This is a genomic window from Streptomyces sp. C1-1, from assembly GCF_050214755.1.
Classification (GTDB): domain Bacteria; phylum Actinomycetota; class Actinomycetes; order Streptomycetales; family Streptomycetaceae; genus Streptomyces.
In genome coordinates this window covers 6,016,261-6,034,378 of record NZ_CP189826.1, presented here as the reverse complement: position 1 = coordinate 6,034,378, position 18,118 = coordinate 6,016,261, and the positions used below count along the sequence as shown (strand labels likewise).

General features: G+C 71.3%; 13 protein-coding genes and 1 other RNA gene. 5 read left to right on the top strand and 9 right to left on the bottom strand.

Annotated elements, in window-relative coordinates:
• Positions 1–91 precede the first annotated feature (91 nt).
• The 5 genes from ssrA to ftsE all read right to left on the bottom strand — a co-directional run bounded on the left by ssrA (position 92) and on the right by ftsE (position 4,075).
• Positions 92–486, bottom strand: a transfer-messenger RNA (tmRNA) gene (gene ssrA, locus ACQF4J_RS27565).
• A gap of 90 nt (positions 487–576) precedes the next feature.
• Entirely contained in the window at positions 577–1,119 is a 543-nt protein-coding gene (gene smpB, locus ACQF4J_RS27560; protein ID WP_351570795.1) for an SsrA-binding protein SmpB, read from the bottom strand.
• A 57-nt stretch (positions 1,120–1,176) separates the two neighbouring features.
• Positions 1,177–2,358, bottom strand: coding sequence for a S41 family peptidase (locus ACQF4J_RS27555; RefSeq protein WP_351570666.1), 1,182 nt, complete (start codon positions 2,356–2,358; stop codon positions 1,177–1,179).
• Positions 2,359–2,425: 67 nt separating this feature from the next.
• Positions 2,426–3,343 carry a permease-like cell division protein FtsX gene (ftsX, locus tag ACQF4J_RS27550; protein ID WP_351570669.1) on the bottom strand — a complete coding sequence of 306 codons (918 nt, stop codon included), beginning with the start codon at positions 3,341–3,343 and terminating at the stop codon, positions 2,426–2,428.
• A 42-nt stretch (positions 3,344–3,385) separates the two neighbouring features.
• Positions 3,386–4,075: a cell division ATP-binding protein FtsE gene (gene ftsE / locus ACQF4J_RS27545; protein ID WP_030943440.1), complete on the bottom strand. Its 690-nt coding sequence runs from the start codon at positions 4,073–4,075 to the stop codon at positions 3,386–3,388.
• A gap of 251 nt (positions 4,076–4,326) precedes the next feature.
• Between ftsE and ACQF4J_RS27540 the strand changes: the two genes are divergently transcribed.
• Entirely contained in the window at positions 4,327–4,518 is a 192-nt protein-coding gene (locus tag ACQF4J_RS27540) for a hypothetical protein (protein WP_058928376.1), read from the top strand.
• A gap of 104 nt (positions 4,519–4,622) precedes the next feature.
• Here the strand turns inward: ACQF4J_RS27540 and ACQF4J_RS27535 are convergent, their stop codons facing one another.
• The 4 genes from ACQF4J_RS27535 to ACQF4J_RS27520 all read right to left on the bottom strand — a co-directional run bounded on the left by ACQF4J_RS27535 (position 4,623) and on the right by ACQF4J_RS27520 (position 9,951).
• The gene (locus tag ACQF4J_RS27535) at positions 4,623–5,459 is read right to left on the bottom strand and encodes a hypothetical protein (RefSeq protein WP_351800136.1); all 837 of its coding nucleotides are present in this window, start codon (positions 5,457–5,459) and stop codon (positions 4,623–4,625) included.
• Between the two features lie 286 nt (positions 5,460–5,745).
• Entirely contained in the window at positions 5,746–6,852 is a 1,107-nt protein-coding gene (gene prfB, locus ACQF4J_RS27530) for a peptide chain release factor 2 (protein WP_351570675.1), read from the bottom strand.
• A 78-nt stretch (positions 6,853–6,930) separates the two neighbouring features.
• Positions 6,931–8,169 (bottom strand): serine/threonine-protein kinase, encoded by a 1,239-nt coding sequence (locus tag ACQF4J_RS27525; RefSeq protein ID WP_351570678.1) that lies wholly within the window; start codon positions 8,167–8,169, stop codon positions 6,931–6,933.
• Between the two features lie 120 nt (positions 8,170–8,289).
• Positions 8,290–9,951 carry a serine/threonine-protein kinase gene (locus tag ACQF4J_RS27520; RefSeq protein ID WP_427167022.1) on the bottom strand — a complete coding sequence of 554 codons (1,662 nt, stop codon included), beginning with the start codon at positions 9,949–9,951 and terminating at the stop codon, positions 8,290–8,292.
• Positions 9,952–10,376: 425 nt separating this feature from the next.
• On the opposite strand from ACQF4J_RS27520, the gene ACQF4J_RS27515 reads away from it, so the two are divergent.
• The 4 genes from ACQF4J_RS27515 to ACQF4J_RS27500 all read left to right on the top strand — a co-directional run bounded on the left by ACQF4J_RS27515 (position 10,377) and on the right by ACQF4J_RS27500 (position 18,013).
• Positions 10,377–14,231 (top strand): FHA domain-containing protein, encoded by a 3,855-nt coding sequence (locus tag ACQF4J_RS27515; protein ID WP_427167020.1) that lies wholly within the window; start codon positions 10,377–10,379, stop codon positions 14,229–14,231.
• 161 nt (positions 14,232–14,392) lie between these two features.
• Complete coding sequence (locus tag ACQF4J_RS27510; RefSeq protein WP_351570687.1) at positions 14,393–15,772, top strand: ABC transporter substrate-binding protein; 1,380 nt, start codon at positions 14,393–14,395, stop codon at positions 15,770–15,772.
• Positions 15,773–15,782: 10 nt separating this feature from the next.
• Positions 15,783–17,135, top strand: coding sequence for a carbohydrate ABC transporter permease (locus ACQF4J_RS27505; protein WP_427167017.1), 1,353 nt, complete (start codon positions 15,783–15,785; stop codon positions 17,133–17,135).
• Entirely contained in the window at positions 17,132–18,013 is an 882-nt protein-coding gene (locus tag ACQF4J_RS27500) for a carbohydrate ABC transporter permease (RefSeq protein WP_351570693.1), read from the top strand. The genes ACQF4J_RS27505 and ACQF4J_RS27500 overlap by 4 nt, the downstream gene beginning before the upstream one ends.
• The last annotated feature ends 105 nt before the right edge of the window (positions 18,014–18,118 follow it).

Below are 18,118 nucleotides of genomic sequence, written 5' to 3'. Positions count from 1 at the left end.
TAGAAGCGTGAACCAGGCGCCGATATGGCGCCGGACCCCATAAACACACCGAGGGCCCGGTGGTCTGAGACCACCGGGCCCTCAACATGGAGAGTGGAGATGGCGGGAATCGAACCCGCGTCCAACGGTGCAGAATCAGGGCTTCTCCGTGTGCAGTTCGCTGCGATTTTCTCGGCCCCGGCGATCACGCGAACAAGTCGCCGACGGGCCCAGTCACTGTTTGATTTCCCTCTTCACCCCGTGACCGGGATCAAGGTTTAGTCCCCTAGCTGATGCCAGGATCCGGGTCGGGAACACCCCCGGGCTGACACTCCCATCAAGGAGCTATTCGATCACTACCTGATCAGGCAGCGAGAGCGAAAAGCTCGGGAGAATCGCTCTTGGAATTGGCGATTATTTGTTTCGGCCTGTGGTTTACGAGATCATGGCCGCTTCCTCGACACGCTTCCCCTGCTTCGACAGCCGCTGTCGAAACCGATCATCCCCATGTTGTGTTTTCAAACCGCGCACCCGCTGTGAGGTGCAGTGCCATCGTACGTGACCAACGCACGCCGATGCCACCGTATTCCCGCGAGGTCAGGCACCCCGCTGCTTGCGCTTCGCCGCGGCGATCGCGCGGTCGGTGTCCCGCCGGTCCTGCTTCTCCCTCAGGGTCTGGCGCTTGTCGTACTCCTTCTTGCCTCGCGCCAGCGCGATCTCGGCCTTCGCCCGGCCGTCCTTGAAGTACAGGGCGAGCGGCACGACGGTGTGACCGGTCTCCTCCGCCTTGACGGCCAGCTTGTCGATCTCCTCGCGGTGCAGCAGCAGCTTGCGCTTGCGGCGCGCGGAGTGGTTGGTCCAGGTGCCCTGGGCGTACTCGGGGATGTGGGCGTTGTGCAGCCACGCCTCACCCCCGTCGATCTGGACGAAGCCGTCGACCAGCGAGGCGCGGCCCTGGCGCAGCGACTTGACCTCGGTGCCGGTCAGGACGAGCCCGGCCTCGTAGACGTCGATGATCGCGTAGTCGTGCCGGGCCTTCTTGTTCTGCGCGACCAGCTTGCGCTTGCCGCCCTTCTCGCCGTCCTTGGCCTTGTCGGTGCCCCCGCCCTTCTTGGGCTGGGCCTCCTTGGGTACGTACATTCCCTTGCTCATAGTGCCGTCCATTTTCGCACTACGGAGGGGGGCCGGGGCCAGTCCTTAATCCGCGTCGCCGAGGCCGCTGAGCACGGTCTCCGCCCGCTGGACGGCGAGCGGCCCGTCGGCCCGGTCCACTTCCAGGTCGGGGGTGATGCCGTGGCCGTCGACGCTGCGCCCGGAGGGGGTGCGGTAGTGGCCGACGGTCAGTTCGGCGACGGAACCGCCGGGGAGTCTGCTCGGCATCTGGACCGAGCCCTTGCCGAAGGTGCGGGAGCCCACGACAACCGCGCGGCCGCGGTCCTGCAGGGCCCCGGTGAGCATCTCGGCCGCGCTCATCGTGCCGCCGTCGACGAGCGCGACCAGCGGTCTGGTGGTGTCGCCGCCGGCGTCGGCGTGCAGGACGCGCTGCTCGCCGTCGACGTCGTACGTGGCGACGAGGCCGCCGTCGAGGAAGGCGGAGGCGGTGGTGACGGCCTCGGTGACCAGGCCGCCGGAGTTGCCGCGCAGGTCGAGGATGACGCCGGTGTCGGCGGCGGCCCGGCGCACTGCGGTGCGGACGAGGTCGCCGGAGCCCTTGGTGAACGCGGCGATCTTGATGACGGTGATGCCGCCGGGGAGCGTGCGAACGGTGACCGAGTCGGTCGACAGCCGGGCCCGCCGCAGTGTCTGCGTCCACGCGCGCGTGCCCCGCTCCAGGCCGAGCCGGACCGCCGTGCCGGCGGGGGCGTCGGTGGCGTCGCCGCGCAGTAAGGAGACGACCTCGGTGACGGGCTGCCCGTCGACGTCCCGGCCGTCGATGGTGCGCAGCCGGTCGCCCTTGTGGATCCCGGCGTCGGCCGCGGGGGATCCGGAGGCGACGTTGGTGACCTCGATCCGGCCGTCGCGTTCGCGGCGCGCCCACAGGCCGACGCCGGTGTACCGGCCGTCGAGGGCTTCCTGGAACTCCTCGTACTCGCCCTGGGAGTAGACGGCGCCCCAGCGGTCCCCGCTGCGGCTGACGGCGCGCTCGGCGGCCTCCATCGGGGACTTGCCGTCGGCCAGGGCCTCCTCGGCCGCCCTTGTGACGTCCTCGTGGTGCCCGGCCGGGACGGCCGAACGGGCCTGTCCGGCAGCGGACTTCCGGTCGAGGTCCGGGAAGGAGCCGGTCGCCGCGCCGGCGACCAGGACACCGGTGAACAGCAATGTCAGGGCGGCCCCGCGGCGGCCGCGGCGGGGCTGGCAGAACAGGTCACGACCTGACATGCCGGTGAGTCTAGGACAACGAGAAGGGCCGTACGGCGTCTTGCCCGTACGGCCCTCTTGGCATGCGTCACACCTTCAGGTACTTGCGCAGCGCGAAGAACGCGGCCAGCGCGGGCATCAGCAGACTCGTGGCGAGGATGAGCGGCAGCTTGGTCAGCACGGCGTCCCAGCCGATGAAGTTGATCAGGTTCAGCTTGTGGGACAGGTCGAGGCCGTGGTCGATGATGAAGTACCGGGCGATCACCAGGAAGCCGCACGCCACGGTCCCGCCGATGAGCCCGGCGACCGCGGCCTCCATGATGAACGGCGCCTGGATGTAGAAGCCCGAGGCACCGACCAGGCGCATGATCCCGGTCTCGCGCCGCCGGCTGAACGCGGACACCCGCACGGTGTTGACGATCAGCATCAGCGCGACGACGAGCATCAGCGCCATCACCGCCCGCGCGGCCCAGTTCATGCCGTTGAGCAGCCCGAAGAGGTTGTCGAGGATGCCCTTCTGGTCCTGCACGGACTGCACGCCGTCCCGCCCGTCGAAGGCGGTGGCGATGACCTGGTACTTCTGCGGGTCCTTCAGCTTGATCCGGTACGACTCCTGCATCTGGTCCGGCGTGAGGGAGCTGGCCAGCGGGGAGTCGCCGAACTGCTGCTTGTAGTGCTTGTAGGCGTCGTCCTGGGACTCGTAGGTGACCTTCTGGACGACGTCCATCTTGTCCAGGTCGGCGCGGATCGACTTCTTCTGGTCCTCGGTGACCGCGCCCTTGGCGCAGTTGGGGTCCGACTCCGCGTCGCTCTTGTTGCAGAGGAAGATCGAGACGTTGACCTTGTCGTACCAGTAGCCCTTCATGGTGGTGACCTGGTCGCTCATCAGGAGCGACCCACCGAAGAGCGCCAGGGACAGGGCGACGGAGACGATGACGGCGAACGTCATCGTCAGGTTGCGACGGAGACCGACACCGATCTCGGACAGTACGAACTGGGCGCGCATGGCGTGTTGTTCAGGCCTTTCCGTGGACAGTCGTCAGGTGCGTCAGTGCTGGTAGCCGTAGACGCCGCGGGCCTGGTCGCGGACGAGGCGGCCCTTCTCCAGCTCGATGACGCGCTTGCGCATCTGGTCCACGATGTTCTGGTCGTGCGTGGCCATGACCACCGTCGTACCGGTGCGGTTGATCCGGTCGAGCAGCTTCATGATGCCGACGGAGGTCTGCGGGTCGAGGTTGCCGGTGGGCTCGTCGGCGATGAGCAGCTTGGGCCGGTTGACGAAGGCACGCGCGATGGCCACACGCTGCTGCTCACCACCGGACAGCTCGCCGGGCATCCGGTCCTCCTTGCCGCCGAGCCCGACGAGGTCGAGCACCTGCGGCACGGACTTGCGGATCTCGCCCTTCGACTTGCCGATGACCTCCTGCGCGAAGGCGACGTTCTCCGCCACCGTCTTGTTCGGCAGGAGCCGGAAGTCCTGGAACACCGTCCCCAACTGGCGCCGCATCTGCGGCACCTTCCAGTTGGAGAGGCGCGCGAGGTCCTTGCCCAGGACGTGCACCTGACCGTGGCTGCACCGCTCCTCGCGGAGGATCAGCCGCAGGAAGGTGGACTTACCCGAGCCGGAGGACCCCACGAGGAACACGAACTCGCCCTTCTCCACTTCCAGGGACACATCCCTGAGTGCGGGGCGGGTCTGCTTGGGGTAGACCTTGGAGACGTTGTCGAATCGGATCACGGATGCACCACGGGTAGCCGGGGGTAGATGAGCGTGACCATACGCGAGTCCGGTGTGCAACCGCAGGCGCAAGAGCGGGTTGGGTACTGGATGCGTCTTTTGTGCACCGACGGCGACGAGACGAACAGCACGCACCCTGTGAGAGCGACCCCCGCGCACCCTCCCGAGGAACCTGGCACAGTAGAGAAGGGAACGTTCGTCGACCTCCGAGCGTTCTCCCAGTGAAACCGTTGGTCAAGGAGGGCGAGCGCATGACGTACGACCGGCTGGTGTGCGCTAACTGCGCGGCGCCCGTGAGCGAGGGCCGGTGCCCCGTGTGCCGCGCGAACCGCGAGCGGCTGCAGCAGGAGAACTTCTTCGCGGGTCTGAACCCCATGGCGCTGATCGCGCTCCTTGCGGTGCTCATCGCCACCGTCGCGCTGCTGGCCCACCAGACCGCGTAACGGCCGCACAAGGGCGCCAGGACGCCCGAAGGGCCCGGAGCGAGGCACGCTCCGGGCCCTTCGTCGTACGTCGTCGCACACGGTGTGCGTACGGACGGCTACCGTCAGGCAGCCGCACCGCCACGGCCGCCCACGAGGCGCGGCAGCAGGCGGAAGCCGACGCCGCCGGCGATCATCGTGGCCGCGCCGACCAGCAGGAACGCGGTCTGGCCGGCACCGGTCTCGGCGAGCTGTCCACCGCTGCCCTGGGCCGAGGTGTTGGTCGAGCTGCCGGTGTCGGTGAGGGCCGAGGAGCCCTCCTCCTGGGTGGAGTCGTTGGAGCCGCCGTTGGGGTCGGTGTCGTTGCCGCCCGTGGAGCTGCTGCTGCCGCCGCCGGTCGAGCCGGAGCCGCCCGAGTTGCCGCCGCCGGAGTTGCCGCTGCCACCGGAGTTGCCGCTGCCGCCCGAGTTGCCCGAGCCGCCGTTGTCACCGGAGCCGCCGGAGTTGCCGCCGCCGTTGTCGCCGGAGCCGCCGTTGTCACCGCCGCCGGTGGAGTCACCGCCGGTGGAGTCGCCGCCGCCGATGACACCGCCGATGGAGACGTCGCCGCCGACGGTGGCGCCGCCGTCGGACGTGGAACCGCCGTCGGTGGTCCCGCCGTCGGTCGTGGAGCCACCGTCCGTCGTGGAGCCGCCGTCGGTGGTCCCGCCGTCGGTCGTGGAGCCACCGTCCGTCGTGGAGCCGCCGTCGGTGGTCCCGCCGTCGGTGGAGCCACCGATCACGCCGACGGTGGCACCGCCGTCGCTCGTGCCACCATCGCTCGTGCCACCGTCGGTGCCGACGTTCACGCCGACACCGATGTCCAGGGCGGAAGCGGCGCCTGCGGCGGTCAGCGAGGCACCCGCGGCGATCACGGCGCCCGCGGCTATCCGCGCGACGCGGATCCGCGTCTTCTTCGTCATATGTGTGCTACCCCCAGTAGCTGATCGTCAGTAGGGCGGCGCTCGGGGCCGTGATCGACGGAGACAGCTACGAAGCCCCCCGGTTCACATGCGCCCCAGAGATACGCATGCCACGCTTTACCCTTCCGATTTTTCAAAGCAACGTCAAGGCCGTTGCGTGCGCAATGTCCACTTGCGTCTCGTTTACAGGGAGTTGGAACCTGTGAGTGTGATGTAAAACCCAGACAAACGACAACTGCCGCCACAGGGGCGGCAGTTACCAAGTCGACAAAGGCACTCGGGAAGGTTACTTCTCCTGCTGCTTGCGCCAGCGAATACCGGCCTCGAGGAAGCCGTCGATCTCGCCGTTGAACACGGCCTCCGGGTTGCCGACCTCGAACTCGGTGCGCAGGTCCTTGACCATCTGGTACGGGTGCAGGACGTACGAACGCATCTGGTTGCCCCAGGAGTTGCCGCCGTCGCCCTTGAGGGCGTCCATCTTGGCCTGCTCCTCCTGCCGGCGCCGCTCGAGCAGCTTGGCCTGGAGGACGTTCATCGCGGTGGCCTTGTTCTGGATCTGCGACCGCTCGTTCTGGCAGGAGACCACGATGCCGGTGGGCAGGTGGGTGATGCGCACCGCGGAGTCGGTGGTGTTGACGCCCTGGCCGCCGGGGCCGGAGGAGCGGTAGACGTCGATGCGCAGTTCGCTCTCGTCGATCTCGACGTGGTCGGACTGCTCGACCACGGGCAGGACCTCGACACCCGCGAAGGAGGTCTGACGGCGGCCCTGGTTGTCGAACGGCGAGATGCGCACGAGGCGGTGGGTGCCCTGCTCGACGGAGAGGGTGCCGTAGGCGTACGGGACGTGCACCGCGAAGGTGGTCGACTTGATGCCGGCCTCTTCCGCGTACGACGTCTCGATGAGCTCGGTCTTGTAGCCCTTGCCCTCCGCCCAGCGCAGGTACATCCGCTGCAGCTTCTCGGCGAAGTCGGCGGCGTCGACGCCGCCGGCCTCGGCGCGGATGTTGACGAGCGCCTCACGGGAGTCGTACTCGCCGCTCAGCAGCGTCCGGACCTCCATCTCGTCCAGCGCCTTCTTGACGGCAACGAGCTCGGACTCGGCCTCGGCACGGGTGTCCGGGTCGTCCTCCTCGTCGGCCATCTCGAAGAGCACGGAGAGATCGTCGATCCGCCCGCGCAGCGCCTCGGCCTTGCGGACCTCGGCCTGCAGGTGGCTCAGCTTGCTGGTGATCTTCTGCGCCTCGTCCGGGTTGTCCCACAGGGACGGCGCGGCCGCCTGCTCCTCGAGCACGGCGATGTCTGCCCTCAGCCTGTCGAGGTCCAGAACGGCCTCGATCGACTCCATGGTCGAGGAGAGGGACTTGAGCTCTTCGGATACATCGACGACTGCCACGCCCTCCAGCCTAACGGCTCCGCCAAGCGACCAGTGTCCGGCTACGACGCCATGACCCCGGGTCCTGGACGATCCAGCTCAGGGAGACGCCGGTGCCGAGTGCTTCGTGTCCTGCGGTGTCGCCCCCGCGTCGTCCCCCGACGTCGCCCACCAGGTGCCCACGCCGACCGCCGCGACCAGCACCACCGCACCGGCCCCCAGCGCGATCCGCCGGCGCCGGGTCACCGCCCGGTGCCGTGCCGATCCCGGCCTCGGCGCACCGGCCGCACGCGGCACCCGGGCGGTGCCCCGGGCACCGCCCGCCAGCTCGTCCGGCCCCGGCACCCGCATGGAGGTGTGGGTGTCCCGGTTGGAGTCGGCCGGCTTCGCGCCCGGCACCAGGGGCACCGCCCCGCGTCGCCGCGCCGGCTCCCCGGCCCGCACCGCCGCCGGTGCCTCCTCGGCCTCCTCCTCGGGCTCCAGGTCCGGCTCGTCGACGTCCAGGGGCGGCATCCCGGCGATCAGCGGCAGCAGCTCGCGCAGCCGCGCCCCGAGCTCGGAGGCCCGCAGCCGGGAGGCCGGCGCCTTGGCCAGACACTGGACGATCAGCTGCCACAGCTCGTCGGGGATGCCCGGCAGCGGGGCCACCGTCTCCGTGACATGGCGCCGCAGCACCGCGCCGGGGTGTCCGCCGCCGAACGGGGTGAAGCCCGCGAGCAGCTCGTAGAGGACGGTCGCGAGGGCGTAGATGTCGACCGCGGCCCGTGGCGGCAGGCCTTCCACGATCTCCGGGGCCAGGTAGTCCGGCGTGCCGATGATCTTCGTGGCCCGGGTCCGGCGGGGCGTGTCGATCAGCTTGGCCACGCCGAAGTCGGTCAGCAGGGCCGGGTGCGAGCCGCCCGGGCCCAGCGGGCCCTGCATGTCGAGGAGCACGTTCTCCGGCTTGACGTCGCGGTGCACGACCCCGGCGGCGTGGGCGGCCGCCAGGCCGTCCGCGACGTCGGCGACTATCGCGACCGCCGCCTCGGGGGCGAGCCGCCGCTCGCGGTCCAGGCGGGTGCGCAGATCGGTGCCGCGGACCAGGTCCATGACGAGCGCGAGGTCGTTGCCGTCCACCACCAGGTCGCGGACGGAGACGATGTTCGGGTGCTCCAGACCGAGCAGCGCCGTGCGCTCCTGCACGAAGCGTCCGACGAGTTCCTGGTCGGAGGCGAGATCCTCGCGAAGCAACTTGATGGCGACGGGCCCTTCCGGCCCCTCGCCCAGCCACACCGTGCCGGCGCTGCCCCGCCCCAGGATCTGGTTCGCGGTGTACCGGCTGCCGATCTTCCGTCCCAAGACTGCTCCTACCGACGCGTGTTAGTCGCTAAAACTACGCGTCCAAGGAGCCAACCTTCACCGCGGAGACGGAAATCACCCGCCAGATGTCGACAAATCCCCAAGCCTGCGAGCGGTGGATCAGTTCTTGCCGCCGGACTTGCTGTTCAGGTCCCCGATCCAGCCGCTGACGTTGTCGTACCAGTGCTTGAGCTCGGAGAAGTAGCCCCGGCCCGTGCCGATCCAGTGCTGCAGCGGCGTGAGCTCCCAGACCAGCCACCCTGCGACGAACAGGATGACGATCATGAACAGGCACCCCTTGAGGCAGCCGAGCCCGGGGATCTTCATCCGGTTGGGGCTGGGCTGGCGGGGCTGCCGGGGCTCGCGGACGGGCCGCTGCGGCTCCGGCGCGGGCGCGTACCGCTGGGGCTGCTGGTGCTGCGGGGCGTACTGCTGGGGCTGCTGCTGCGGATAGCCGTACCCCTGCTGTCCGCGCTGCGGGGCCCGCTGCGGCGGCCGCTGCTGCTGGGGGCGGGGCTGCTGCTGCGGCCGGGCCACCTGGCGCTGCGGGCGCCGGCGCAGCGGGTCCTCGTTCGGGTCGAGGTACTGCACCTGCGTCTGCTCGTTGCGGTCGCGGGCGGCGCGCAGCTGGTTCTGCCACGGGTGCGGCTGCTCGGGCTGCTGCCCCGGCTGGCCCTGCGGCACCGGCGGCATGACCGCGGTCGGGTCTGCGGCTCCCGTGTTCGGCAGCACGGCGGTGGGGTCGGCGGCGCCGACGGGGCCCGGGCGTCCGGTGGTCGGCAGGACGTTCGTCGCGGCGTTCGGGTCGAAGCCGCCCGCGGTGTGCGGGAGGACCTGCGTGGGGTCGGCGGAGCCGGGGACCGCGGCCGGGGCCGGGTCGGGGGCCAGCAGGACGGCGACGTTCTCGGCGGCTGCGATCTGCGCGGAGTTGGCGTGCACGCCGATGCCCTCGGCGACCACGCGCAGGGCGCGGCCGAGGTTCTCGGCGCTGGGGCGTTCGTCCGGGTTCTTGCGCAGGCAGCGCTCTATGACCGTCCACAGGGGGTCGGGGACCGTGGAGGGGCGGCGCGGCTCGGCGCTGAGGTGCTGGTGGAGGACCTCGAGGGCGGAGCCGCCGTTGAACGGCGGACGCCCGGTGACCAGCTCGTACAGCAGGATTCCGGCGCCGTAGATGTCGACCGCGGAGGTCTGCGGGCGGCCCTCGGCGGATTCCGGCGCCACGTACGCGGGCGTGCCGACGAACTCGTGGGTGCGGGTCAGCCCCGGGGAGTCGGCCAGACGGGCGATGCCGAAGTCCGTGAGCATCGGGTGCATCCGGTCGCCGTACTGGGCGAGCAGGACGTTGGCCGGCTTCAGGTCTCGGTGGACGACGCCGTCGGCGTGGCTGGCGGCGAGCGCGTCGGCGATCTGGGCGGTGAGCAGGGCGGCGCCGACGGGGCTGAAGGGACCGTTCTCCCGCAGGTAGCGGTGCAGGTCCGGACCCTCGACGAGGTCCATGACGAGCGCCAGCAGATCGCCCTCCACCACCAGGTCGCGGACCCGGACGATGTTCGGGTGGGTCAGGCGCAGCAGGACGGAACGCTCTCTGAGGAACCGCATCACGATGTCGGCGTCGTTCGCGAGCTCCTCCTTGAGGACCTTGATCGCGACCGTCTCGCCGGGCTGACCGGGCACGGCCGCCTCGGCCCCCGCGGTCTCTCGCTGGCGGGCTCGCCAGACGGTGCCCGTGGCGCCGCGTCCGAGCGGCTCCTCGAGCAGGTATTTGCTGCCTACCGGCCGCACGTCATGCGCTCCCTGCTTGCTTGCCTGTGTTCCGGTCCACTCTAGTGCCGCCGCGCCCGGCGGCATCCTGTCCGCTTTCTGTGGCTTGCGCCGTGCCGCGCCTCGTGCGCGGTTCTGTGCGCCGTCTGTGCCTCTTACGTTCCGGTTCCCGTCCTTGTTCGATGGAAAGACGCTCGGTTCGAAGGAAAGACGCTCGCTCCGGTCGGCCGGTTGCCCGTGACCGGACGTGACCGATCTCAACTGATCGCCGACGCGCCGCCGGTCAGGCACTTTTAGGGGCAGAGCTGACCAATCAAGATCACTTGGGACCGGGGCATGGGCGTGTTGTCAGTGGCAGGTGCGAGGATGCCTCCAGTACTGGCCGACGTGCTCGTGTGGGGTGGGGGGATTCCGCGCCGCCCGCGCAGAAGGGACCGCTGACGGCGATGCAGATCCGGCTGACCGTCGTAGACCCGCTGGGCCCGCCCGAGAAGGCGCGGGGCCGCGCAGCGAGCCGCGACGTGCTGGTCACGGCGCCCGCCGGCACGGCCCTGGCCGCGGTGGCGTCGGCACTGGCCTCGGCGGTCTCCGGTGACGCCGGCGCCGCTTCCGGAAGCGGCGCGGTCGTGCTGTACGCGGACGCGCAGCGGCTCGACGACCAGCGGTGCACGCTGGGCGAGCCCCCGCTGATCGACGGCGCCGTGCTGTCCCTGGGCGCCCCCGCCGAGCCGGAACCGCACCCCGAGCTCGACGACGCCCCGACCCAGCTGCACGTCGTCTCGGGGCCGGACGCGGGCGGCGTCCACCTCCTGCACGGCGGCGAGATCCGCATAGGCCGCTCCGCCGACGCCGACGTCCCGCTCGACGACCCGGACGTCTCCCGCCTGCACTGCGCGGTGACGGTGGCCGCCGACGGCCGCGTCTCGGTCGCCGACCTCGGCTCGACGAACGGCACCACCCTGGACGGCACCCGCCTGAACACCCGCCCGGTCCGCTTCACCCCGGGCGCACTGCTGCGCATCGGCGAGTCGGCCCTGCGTCTCTCACCGGCCGGTGGCCCCGGGGCACGGGTCCCGACGGTCGCGGACGGGGAGGGGTCCATGCGGGTCCCTGCCGGCGGGGGCGACGCGGGGACAGCGCGGCCCGGCGCGGGGACGGGCGGACAGATGACCGTTACGCCCACGGGCGTGGACGGGGCGGCGGCCGTTCCCCACGCGCGTGTGGCCGACGGCGAGGACACCGTCTCCGGTTCCCGGGGGGCGCCGCACACCCCGGGGCGCGCCTCCGCCGAACCGCCGGTCGTGCCCGGGCAGGGCGGAGCGCCGCGGATCGAGAGCCGGGGTGGCGGAGCGGACGACACACACGCGGGACGGTCCGGCGTGCCGGCGTGGAACGCCTCCGCCACCGAGCCGGTCGCGCACGCCCCCGCGCCCTGCGAGGAACCTTCCGGTGCGCGCACCCGAGGAGTCACCGACGAGGAGACCACGGTCCCGGGCCCCGGAACCGGCCGTCGCAAGGCCACACCCCTCCGCGGCACGGACGTCCCCCAGGGTGTGCGCAGGCGCGGTGGGCTCTCCTCGTGGGCGCGCAAGCTGACCGGCGGACGCGCCGAACAGAGCGTGTCGGCGCCCGAGGCGTACGGCGACTCCCCCGCCCCGGCCGCCGGGCCCGCCCCGCACGCCGGTTCCCAGCTCCCGGAGACCTGGCCGGACCCCGCCGCGCTGCTGCTGACGGCGCTCGGACCGGGCCCCCGGCTCTGGGAGCGCGGTCCCGGGCACCCGGAGGCGCTCACAGTACGGCTCGGCACGGCGGACCGGCCGGCCCCCGACGGCTCCGGTCTGCTGCCCGCGGTGCCCGTGACGGCCAACCTGCGCGAGGCAGGGGCGCTGGGCCTGGCCGGTCCGCGCGCCCGGCTGGCCGGACTGGCGCGCGCGGTGATCGCCCAGCTCGCCGCCCTGCACTCGCCCGAGACCCTGGAAATCGTTCTGATCAGCGCGGACCGCTCCCGCCCCGTGGAGGAGCGCACGTCGGAGTGGTCCTGGCTCGGCTGGCTCCCCCACCTGCGCCCCGCCCACGCCCAGGACTGCCGCCTCCTGCTGGCCTACGACCGCGAACAGGCCACGGCCCGCACCGAGGAACTGCTCCGCCGACTGGAGGACCACCAGGCCGAGACGGCGAGCGGCACCCGGACAGCGACCCCCGCGCGCGCCGCCACTCCCGGCGTCTCCGCGGGCACGACCGGCTCGGCAGCGCCGTACCCGAGCGACGGGGCTCGCACGGCCCGTCCCGCGGACGGCTCGGCAGCGCCGTACCCGACCGGCCCGATCGGGCGGTCCGCCGGTCCGTCCGGGGACGATCGCCGGTCCCCGGCCCGCGGCGCTCTCCACCGGCCCTCCTGGGCCCGGGACGACGACGGTGCCGACGGGCCGGAGGGCTTCGCGGGGCCGTACACGGTGGTCGTCGTGGACGGCGATCCCGGCGGCGCCGACGTGCGCGAGGCGGTGGCGCGGCTGGCGGTGGAGGGACCCGACTCCGGGATCCATGTCGTGTGCCTCGCGGAGACGTCCCCCGCGTCGCCCGCCTCGCCGCTGACAGAGACGTACGAGGCGGCCTGCGAGGCGGCGCCGACGTTCCGGGAGTGCGGCGCGGTCGCCCTGCTGAGCGGCGACGTGGCGACGGCGCTGCGGCTGATACGGGTGGCGCGGGCCGGCACGGCGCCCGCAAGCCCCACCGGCGTCGCAGGAGCCGGCCGGCCGGCCGCCGCCGCAGGAAGTACCCGCCCCGCCACCGGCACCGCAGGGACCACCCGCCCCGGCACCGGCGTCGGCCCCACCACCGGCACCGACCTCCCACACCAGGCCACCACCGGCAGCCGGGGAATCCCCACCGCCGCCCCCTCCAGCTCACCCGGCTCACCCGGTTCACCCGCTTCGTCCGCGCATGCGGCCACCGCGCCCAGCCCCTCCGCCCAGAGCGTCGCCTCCGCCGCTCACCCCCCGCACACCGGCCTCATAGCCCCCGGCACGGTCGCCGCCGTAGACGCCGTCTCGTCGGCCTGGGCCGAGCGGTTCGCGCGGGCGCTGGCGCCGCTCCGGCCCGACGGCTCCGGTGCCGACCGGCAGCCGCGGGTGTCCGTGCCGCTGCCCCAAACGGCGCGGCTGTTGGACGAGTTGGGTCTCGCCAGAGCCACCCCGGCGTCGCTGATGGCCCGTTGGGCGGACGCGGCGGACGACCCCGGCTCGCTCGGCGGGCGGGCCTGGGCCGTGCTCGGCGCCGGACCCCGCGGCCCGGTCAGCGCGGACCTCGCCGCCGACGGACCGCACCTGCTGATCGAAGGCCCGGCGGGCAGCGGCCGTACGGAGCTGCTGCGGGCCGTGGTCGCCTCGCTCGCCGCGGCCGAGCGCCCCGACCGGCTCGGCATCGTCCTGGTGGACGGCCGGGACGGCGTCGGCGCCGCGGCGGGGGCTCACGGCGAGGGCCTGCGCGTATGCACGGACCTCCCGCACGTCACGACCCACCTGACCGCCAACGACCCCGTGCGCATGCGGGAGTTCGCCCAGTCGCTGAGTGCAGAGCTGAAGCGCAGGGCGGAGTTGCTGGGCCGCTCCGACTTCGCCGAGTGGCACACGGGCCGTGAGCTGTCGGGCCGGATGGTGTCCCAGCGGACCACGGCGGTACGCGGCGCCCCGGCTTCCGGCACGACCGGCGCCGGCGACCTGGACAGCCCGCCCACTTCGACGATGCGGCTGCGCCCGGGGGCGTCCCGCCGGCAGACGGAGGCGGCGCCGCCGTTGCCCCGACTCGTGGTGGTCGTCGACGACTTGGACGCGCTGGTCTCCCCGGCGCTCGGTTCCCCCGGCCGCCCGGCGGCGGGCTCGGTCGTGCGGGCGCTGGAGGCGGTGGCCCGCGAGGGCGAGCGCCTCGGCGTCCACCTGGTCGCCGCGACGGGCCCGGGCGGCCGTACGGCCGAGACGGAACCGGCACGGCTGGCGACGATCCGAGTAGCTCTGGAACCCCCGGGTTCCGGCCCGGAGGAGCCGTCCCCGGGTCGCGGACGGCTGACCACGGCGGACGGCCGGACGACTCCGTTCCAGGGCGGCCGCGTCACGGGCCGCATCCCGAGAACGGCCACCCTGCGCCCCACGGTCGTCCCGCTGGACTGGCAGCGCATGGGCGACCCGCCGGCCCGCCGCCCCGTACGCGAACTGGGCAACGGCCCGACGGACCTGGCTCTCCTGGCCAGCGCGCTGGAGCGGGCGGCACGCGAGGTCTCGGCATCGGAGGTGCCGTCACTGCTGTAGCAGACGGTTCACTTCCGCTCGGAGCCGACACCTAGTCACGACGTGGTCACGATCCCCGGGTTGACACAGGACGCACACTTGCCGACCCCAGGCCTCAGGCGTAGACCGGATCACACGGGACAGCGCTCGACGTTCGACGAGAACCGAAGAACGGGGCAGTGATGCGCAGTACGAGCAGCAAGAACCGGAAACTCAGGGCCGCCAAACCGGCGGCTGCTCTCCTCGCGACCGCTCTCACGCTCGCGTTGGCGGGCTGTGGCGGCGGCGGCAACGACAACAAGAGCGGCGGCGGAGGCAGTTCGGAGAGCAGCAGTGGTCTCAAGCTCCCCAAGCTCAACGGCCAGACCCTGGAGGTCGCCGCCGTCTGGACCGGCGCGGAGCAGGCCAACTTCATGAAGGTCATGGACGAGTTCAAGAAGCGCACCGGCGCGAAAATCAACTTCGTCCCGACCGGCAACAACACCTCCACCTTCCTCGGTACCAAGATCCAGGGCGGCAAGCCGCCGGACGTCGCGTTCCTGCCCCAGGTGGGCGTGCTGCACCAGTTCGCGGACAAGGGCTGGCTCAAGCCGCTCGGAGCGGACGCGAAGGCCCAGCTGACGAAGAACTTCTCCAAGGGCTGGGTGGACCTGGGCGCCTGGAAGGGCACCCAGTACGGCGTCTACGCCAAGGCCGCCAACAAGTCCCTGGTCTGGTACAACACCCAGGCCTTCGACTCGGCCGGCATCAAGGACACCCCGAAGAGCTGGAAGGACTTCCTGGCCACCGCGCAGACGCTTTCGGACGCCGGGTCCCCGGCCGTGTCGATCGGCGGCGCGGACGGCTGGACGCTCACCGACTGGTTCGAGAACGTCTACCTCTCGCAGGCCGGCCCGGACAAGTACGACCAGTTGGCCGCGCACAAGATCAAGTGGACGGACCCGTCCGTCAAGCAGGCCCTGACCACGCTCGCCCAACTCTGGGGCAAGAACGACCTGATCGCGGGCGGCACCAAGGGCGCGCTGAACACGGAGTTCCCGAAGTCGGTCACCCAGACCTTCTCCGGCTCCACCCCGGCGGGCATGGTCTTCGAGGGCGACTTCGTGGCCGCCAACATCAACGGCGACACGAAGGCGAAGCTGGGCACGGACGCCAAGGTCTTCCCGTTCCCGGCGGTCGGCAGCCAGGCCCCCGTGGTCAGCGGCGGCGACGTCGCCGTGGCGCTGAAGAGCGGCGCGGGCGCCCAGGCGCTGCTGACGTTCCTGGCCTCGACGGACGCGGCGGAGATCTGGGCGGCGCAGGGCGGCATCCTGTCGCCGAACAAGGAGATGGACACGTCCAAGTACAAGGACGCCATCACCAAGCAGATCGCCCAGCAACTGCTCGCGGCCGGCGACAACTTCCGCTTCGACATGTCCGACCAGGCTCCGGCGGCCTTCGGCGGCACGGCGGGCACCGGTGAGTGGAAGGACCTGCAGGACTTCCTGCGCAACCCGAAGGACGTCGCCGGCGCCCAGCAGAAGCTGGAGGCCGACGCGGCCAAGGCGTACGGCTCCGGCTGACGGTCCGGCGATGACGTCAGTGGCGAACACGGCGGAGGGCGCCGGCGCACTGCCGACGCCCTCCGCCCCACCGCGCAAGAGCGTCTCGGGAACCCGGCTGTGGGTGGCGGTGCTGTTCCTGCTGCCCGCGTTCGTGCTGCTCGGGGCGCTCGTGGTCTACCCGATCGGGTATTCGATCTGGCGCAGTCTCTACGACGCCGACGGATCGGGCTTCGTCGGACTGAAGAACTACGGCGACATCTTCTCCAACGACGCCACACTGACCGCCGTGCGCAACACGGCGATCTGGGTGGCGGTCGCGCCCGCGGTCGTCACCGCGCTCGGTCTGATCTTCGCGGTGCTGACCGAACGGGTGCGCTTCGGTACGGCGTTCAAGCTGATCGTCTTCATGCCGATGGCGATCTCGATGCTGGCGGCCGGGATCATCTTCCGTCTGGTCTACGAGCAGGACCCGAACCTGGGCGCCGCCAACGCGGTCGCCAAGTCCATCCACGACACCTTCGTCTCGTCGTCCGTCTACCCCAACGCCCGCCCGAACGCGGCCGTCAGCGACCTCAAGCCGTCCGGCGGCGGCTCGTTCACCAGCACCGGCACCGTCCACGCGGGCACGCCCGCCCTGCTCCCCCTGGTCGGCATCGCCCCCGCCAAGCTGCCCGGCAACCCCGAGAACGCGAAGATGCCGTCCGGCTCCGGGATCACCGGCACCGTCTGGCTGGACTTCAAGCTGGGTGGCGGTGGCACCAAGGGCAAGGTCGATCCCGGTGAGAAGGCGCTGAAGGGCGTGAAGGTGGAGGCCGTGAAGGGCGGCAAGGTGGTCGCCTCCGCCAAGAGCGGCGCGGACGGCACCTTCACCCTCCCCGCGAAGGCCGAGGGGGCCCAACTGCGGCTGCCCGCCTCGAACTTCTCGGCGCCCTACAACGGCATCGACTGGCTCGGCCCCACCCTGGTCACCCCGGCGATCATCGGCTCGTACGTGTGGATGTGGGCGGGCTTCGCGATGGTGCTGATCGCGGCGGGCCTGGCGGGCGTGGACCGCAATCTGCTCGAAGCGGCGCGGGTCGACGGCGCCAACGAGTGGCAGGTGTTCCGGCGGGTCACCGTGCCCCTCCTCGCGCCGGTCCTGGTCGTCGTCCTCATCACGCTGATGATCAACGTGATGAAGATCTTCGACCTGGTCTACATCATCGCCCCGCAGCCCAGTCAGGACGACGCCAACGTGCTCGCCCTGCAGCTGTTCCTGTCGTCGTTCGGCGGTGGCGGCAACGAGGGCGTCGGCAGCGCGATCGGCGTGATCCTGCTGCTGCTCGTCATGCCCGTGATGATCGTGAACATCCGGCGACTGCGAAGGGAGCGGCAGCGGTGACGACCCTCGACACGACCGTGCGCGCCAAGCGCTCCTTCGCCGCCAGGGTGGCGAGCGGCGCGGGCGGCGGCGTCCTGCGCGTCCTCCTCGTCGTGGTGGCGGTGTTCTGGCTGGTGCCGACCTTCGGCCTGCTGGTCTCCTCCTTCCGCGACCCGACCGACATCGCCACCTCGGGCTGGTGGAAGGTGTTCACCGCGCCCGGCCAGCTGACCGCCAAGAGCTACAAGTCGCTCCTGGAGAACGACGCGATCACCCACTCGCTGTTCAACACCATCTGGATCACGGTCCCGGCGACGCTGCTGGTGGTGTTCTTCGGCGCGATGGCCGGATACGCCTTCGCCTGGATGGACTTCAAGGGCCGCGACTGGTGGTTCCTGGTCGTGGTGGCGCTGCTCGTCGTCCCCGTCCAGGTGGCGCTGATCCCGCTCGCCGACCTCTTCGGCAAGATCGGGATCTTCGGCGACATCATCGGCGTGGTTCTCTTCCACGTCGGATTCGGGCTGCCGTTCGCCATCTTCCTGCTCAGGAACTTCTTCGCGGAGATCCCCCGCGAACTGCTGGAGGCGGCACGGCTGGACGGCGCCGGCGAGACCCGTCTGTTCCTGACGGTCGTCCTTCCGCTGGGCGCGCCGGCGATCGCCTCGCTGGGCATCTTCCAGTTCCTGTGGGTGTGGAACGACATGCTGGTCGCGCTGGTCTTCTCCGACTCGCAGTCGCAGCCGCTGACGGTCGCTCTGCAGCAGCAGGTACGGCAGTTCGGCAACAACATCGACGTGCTCGCGCCCGGCGCGTTCATCTCGATGGTGATCCCGCTCGTCGTGTTCTTCGCGTTCCAGCGGCAGTTCGTGTCCGGCGTGATGGCGGGCGCCGTCAAGTAGCCGCCGGACCACGGCTCCAGGGGGACACCCGTTCGCCGGGTGTCCCCCTTATGCCGTACGCAACCGTAACCAAGTCACTCCATCGGCCGTTCCCGGGCCAAGGCC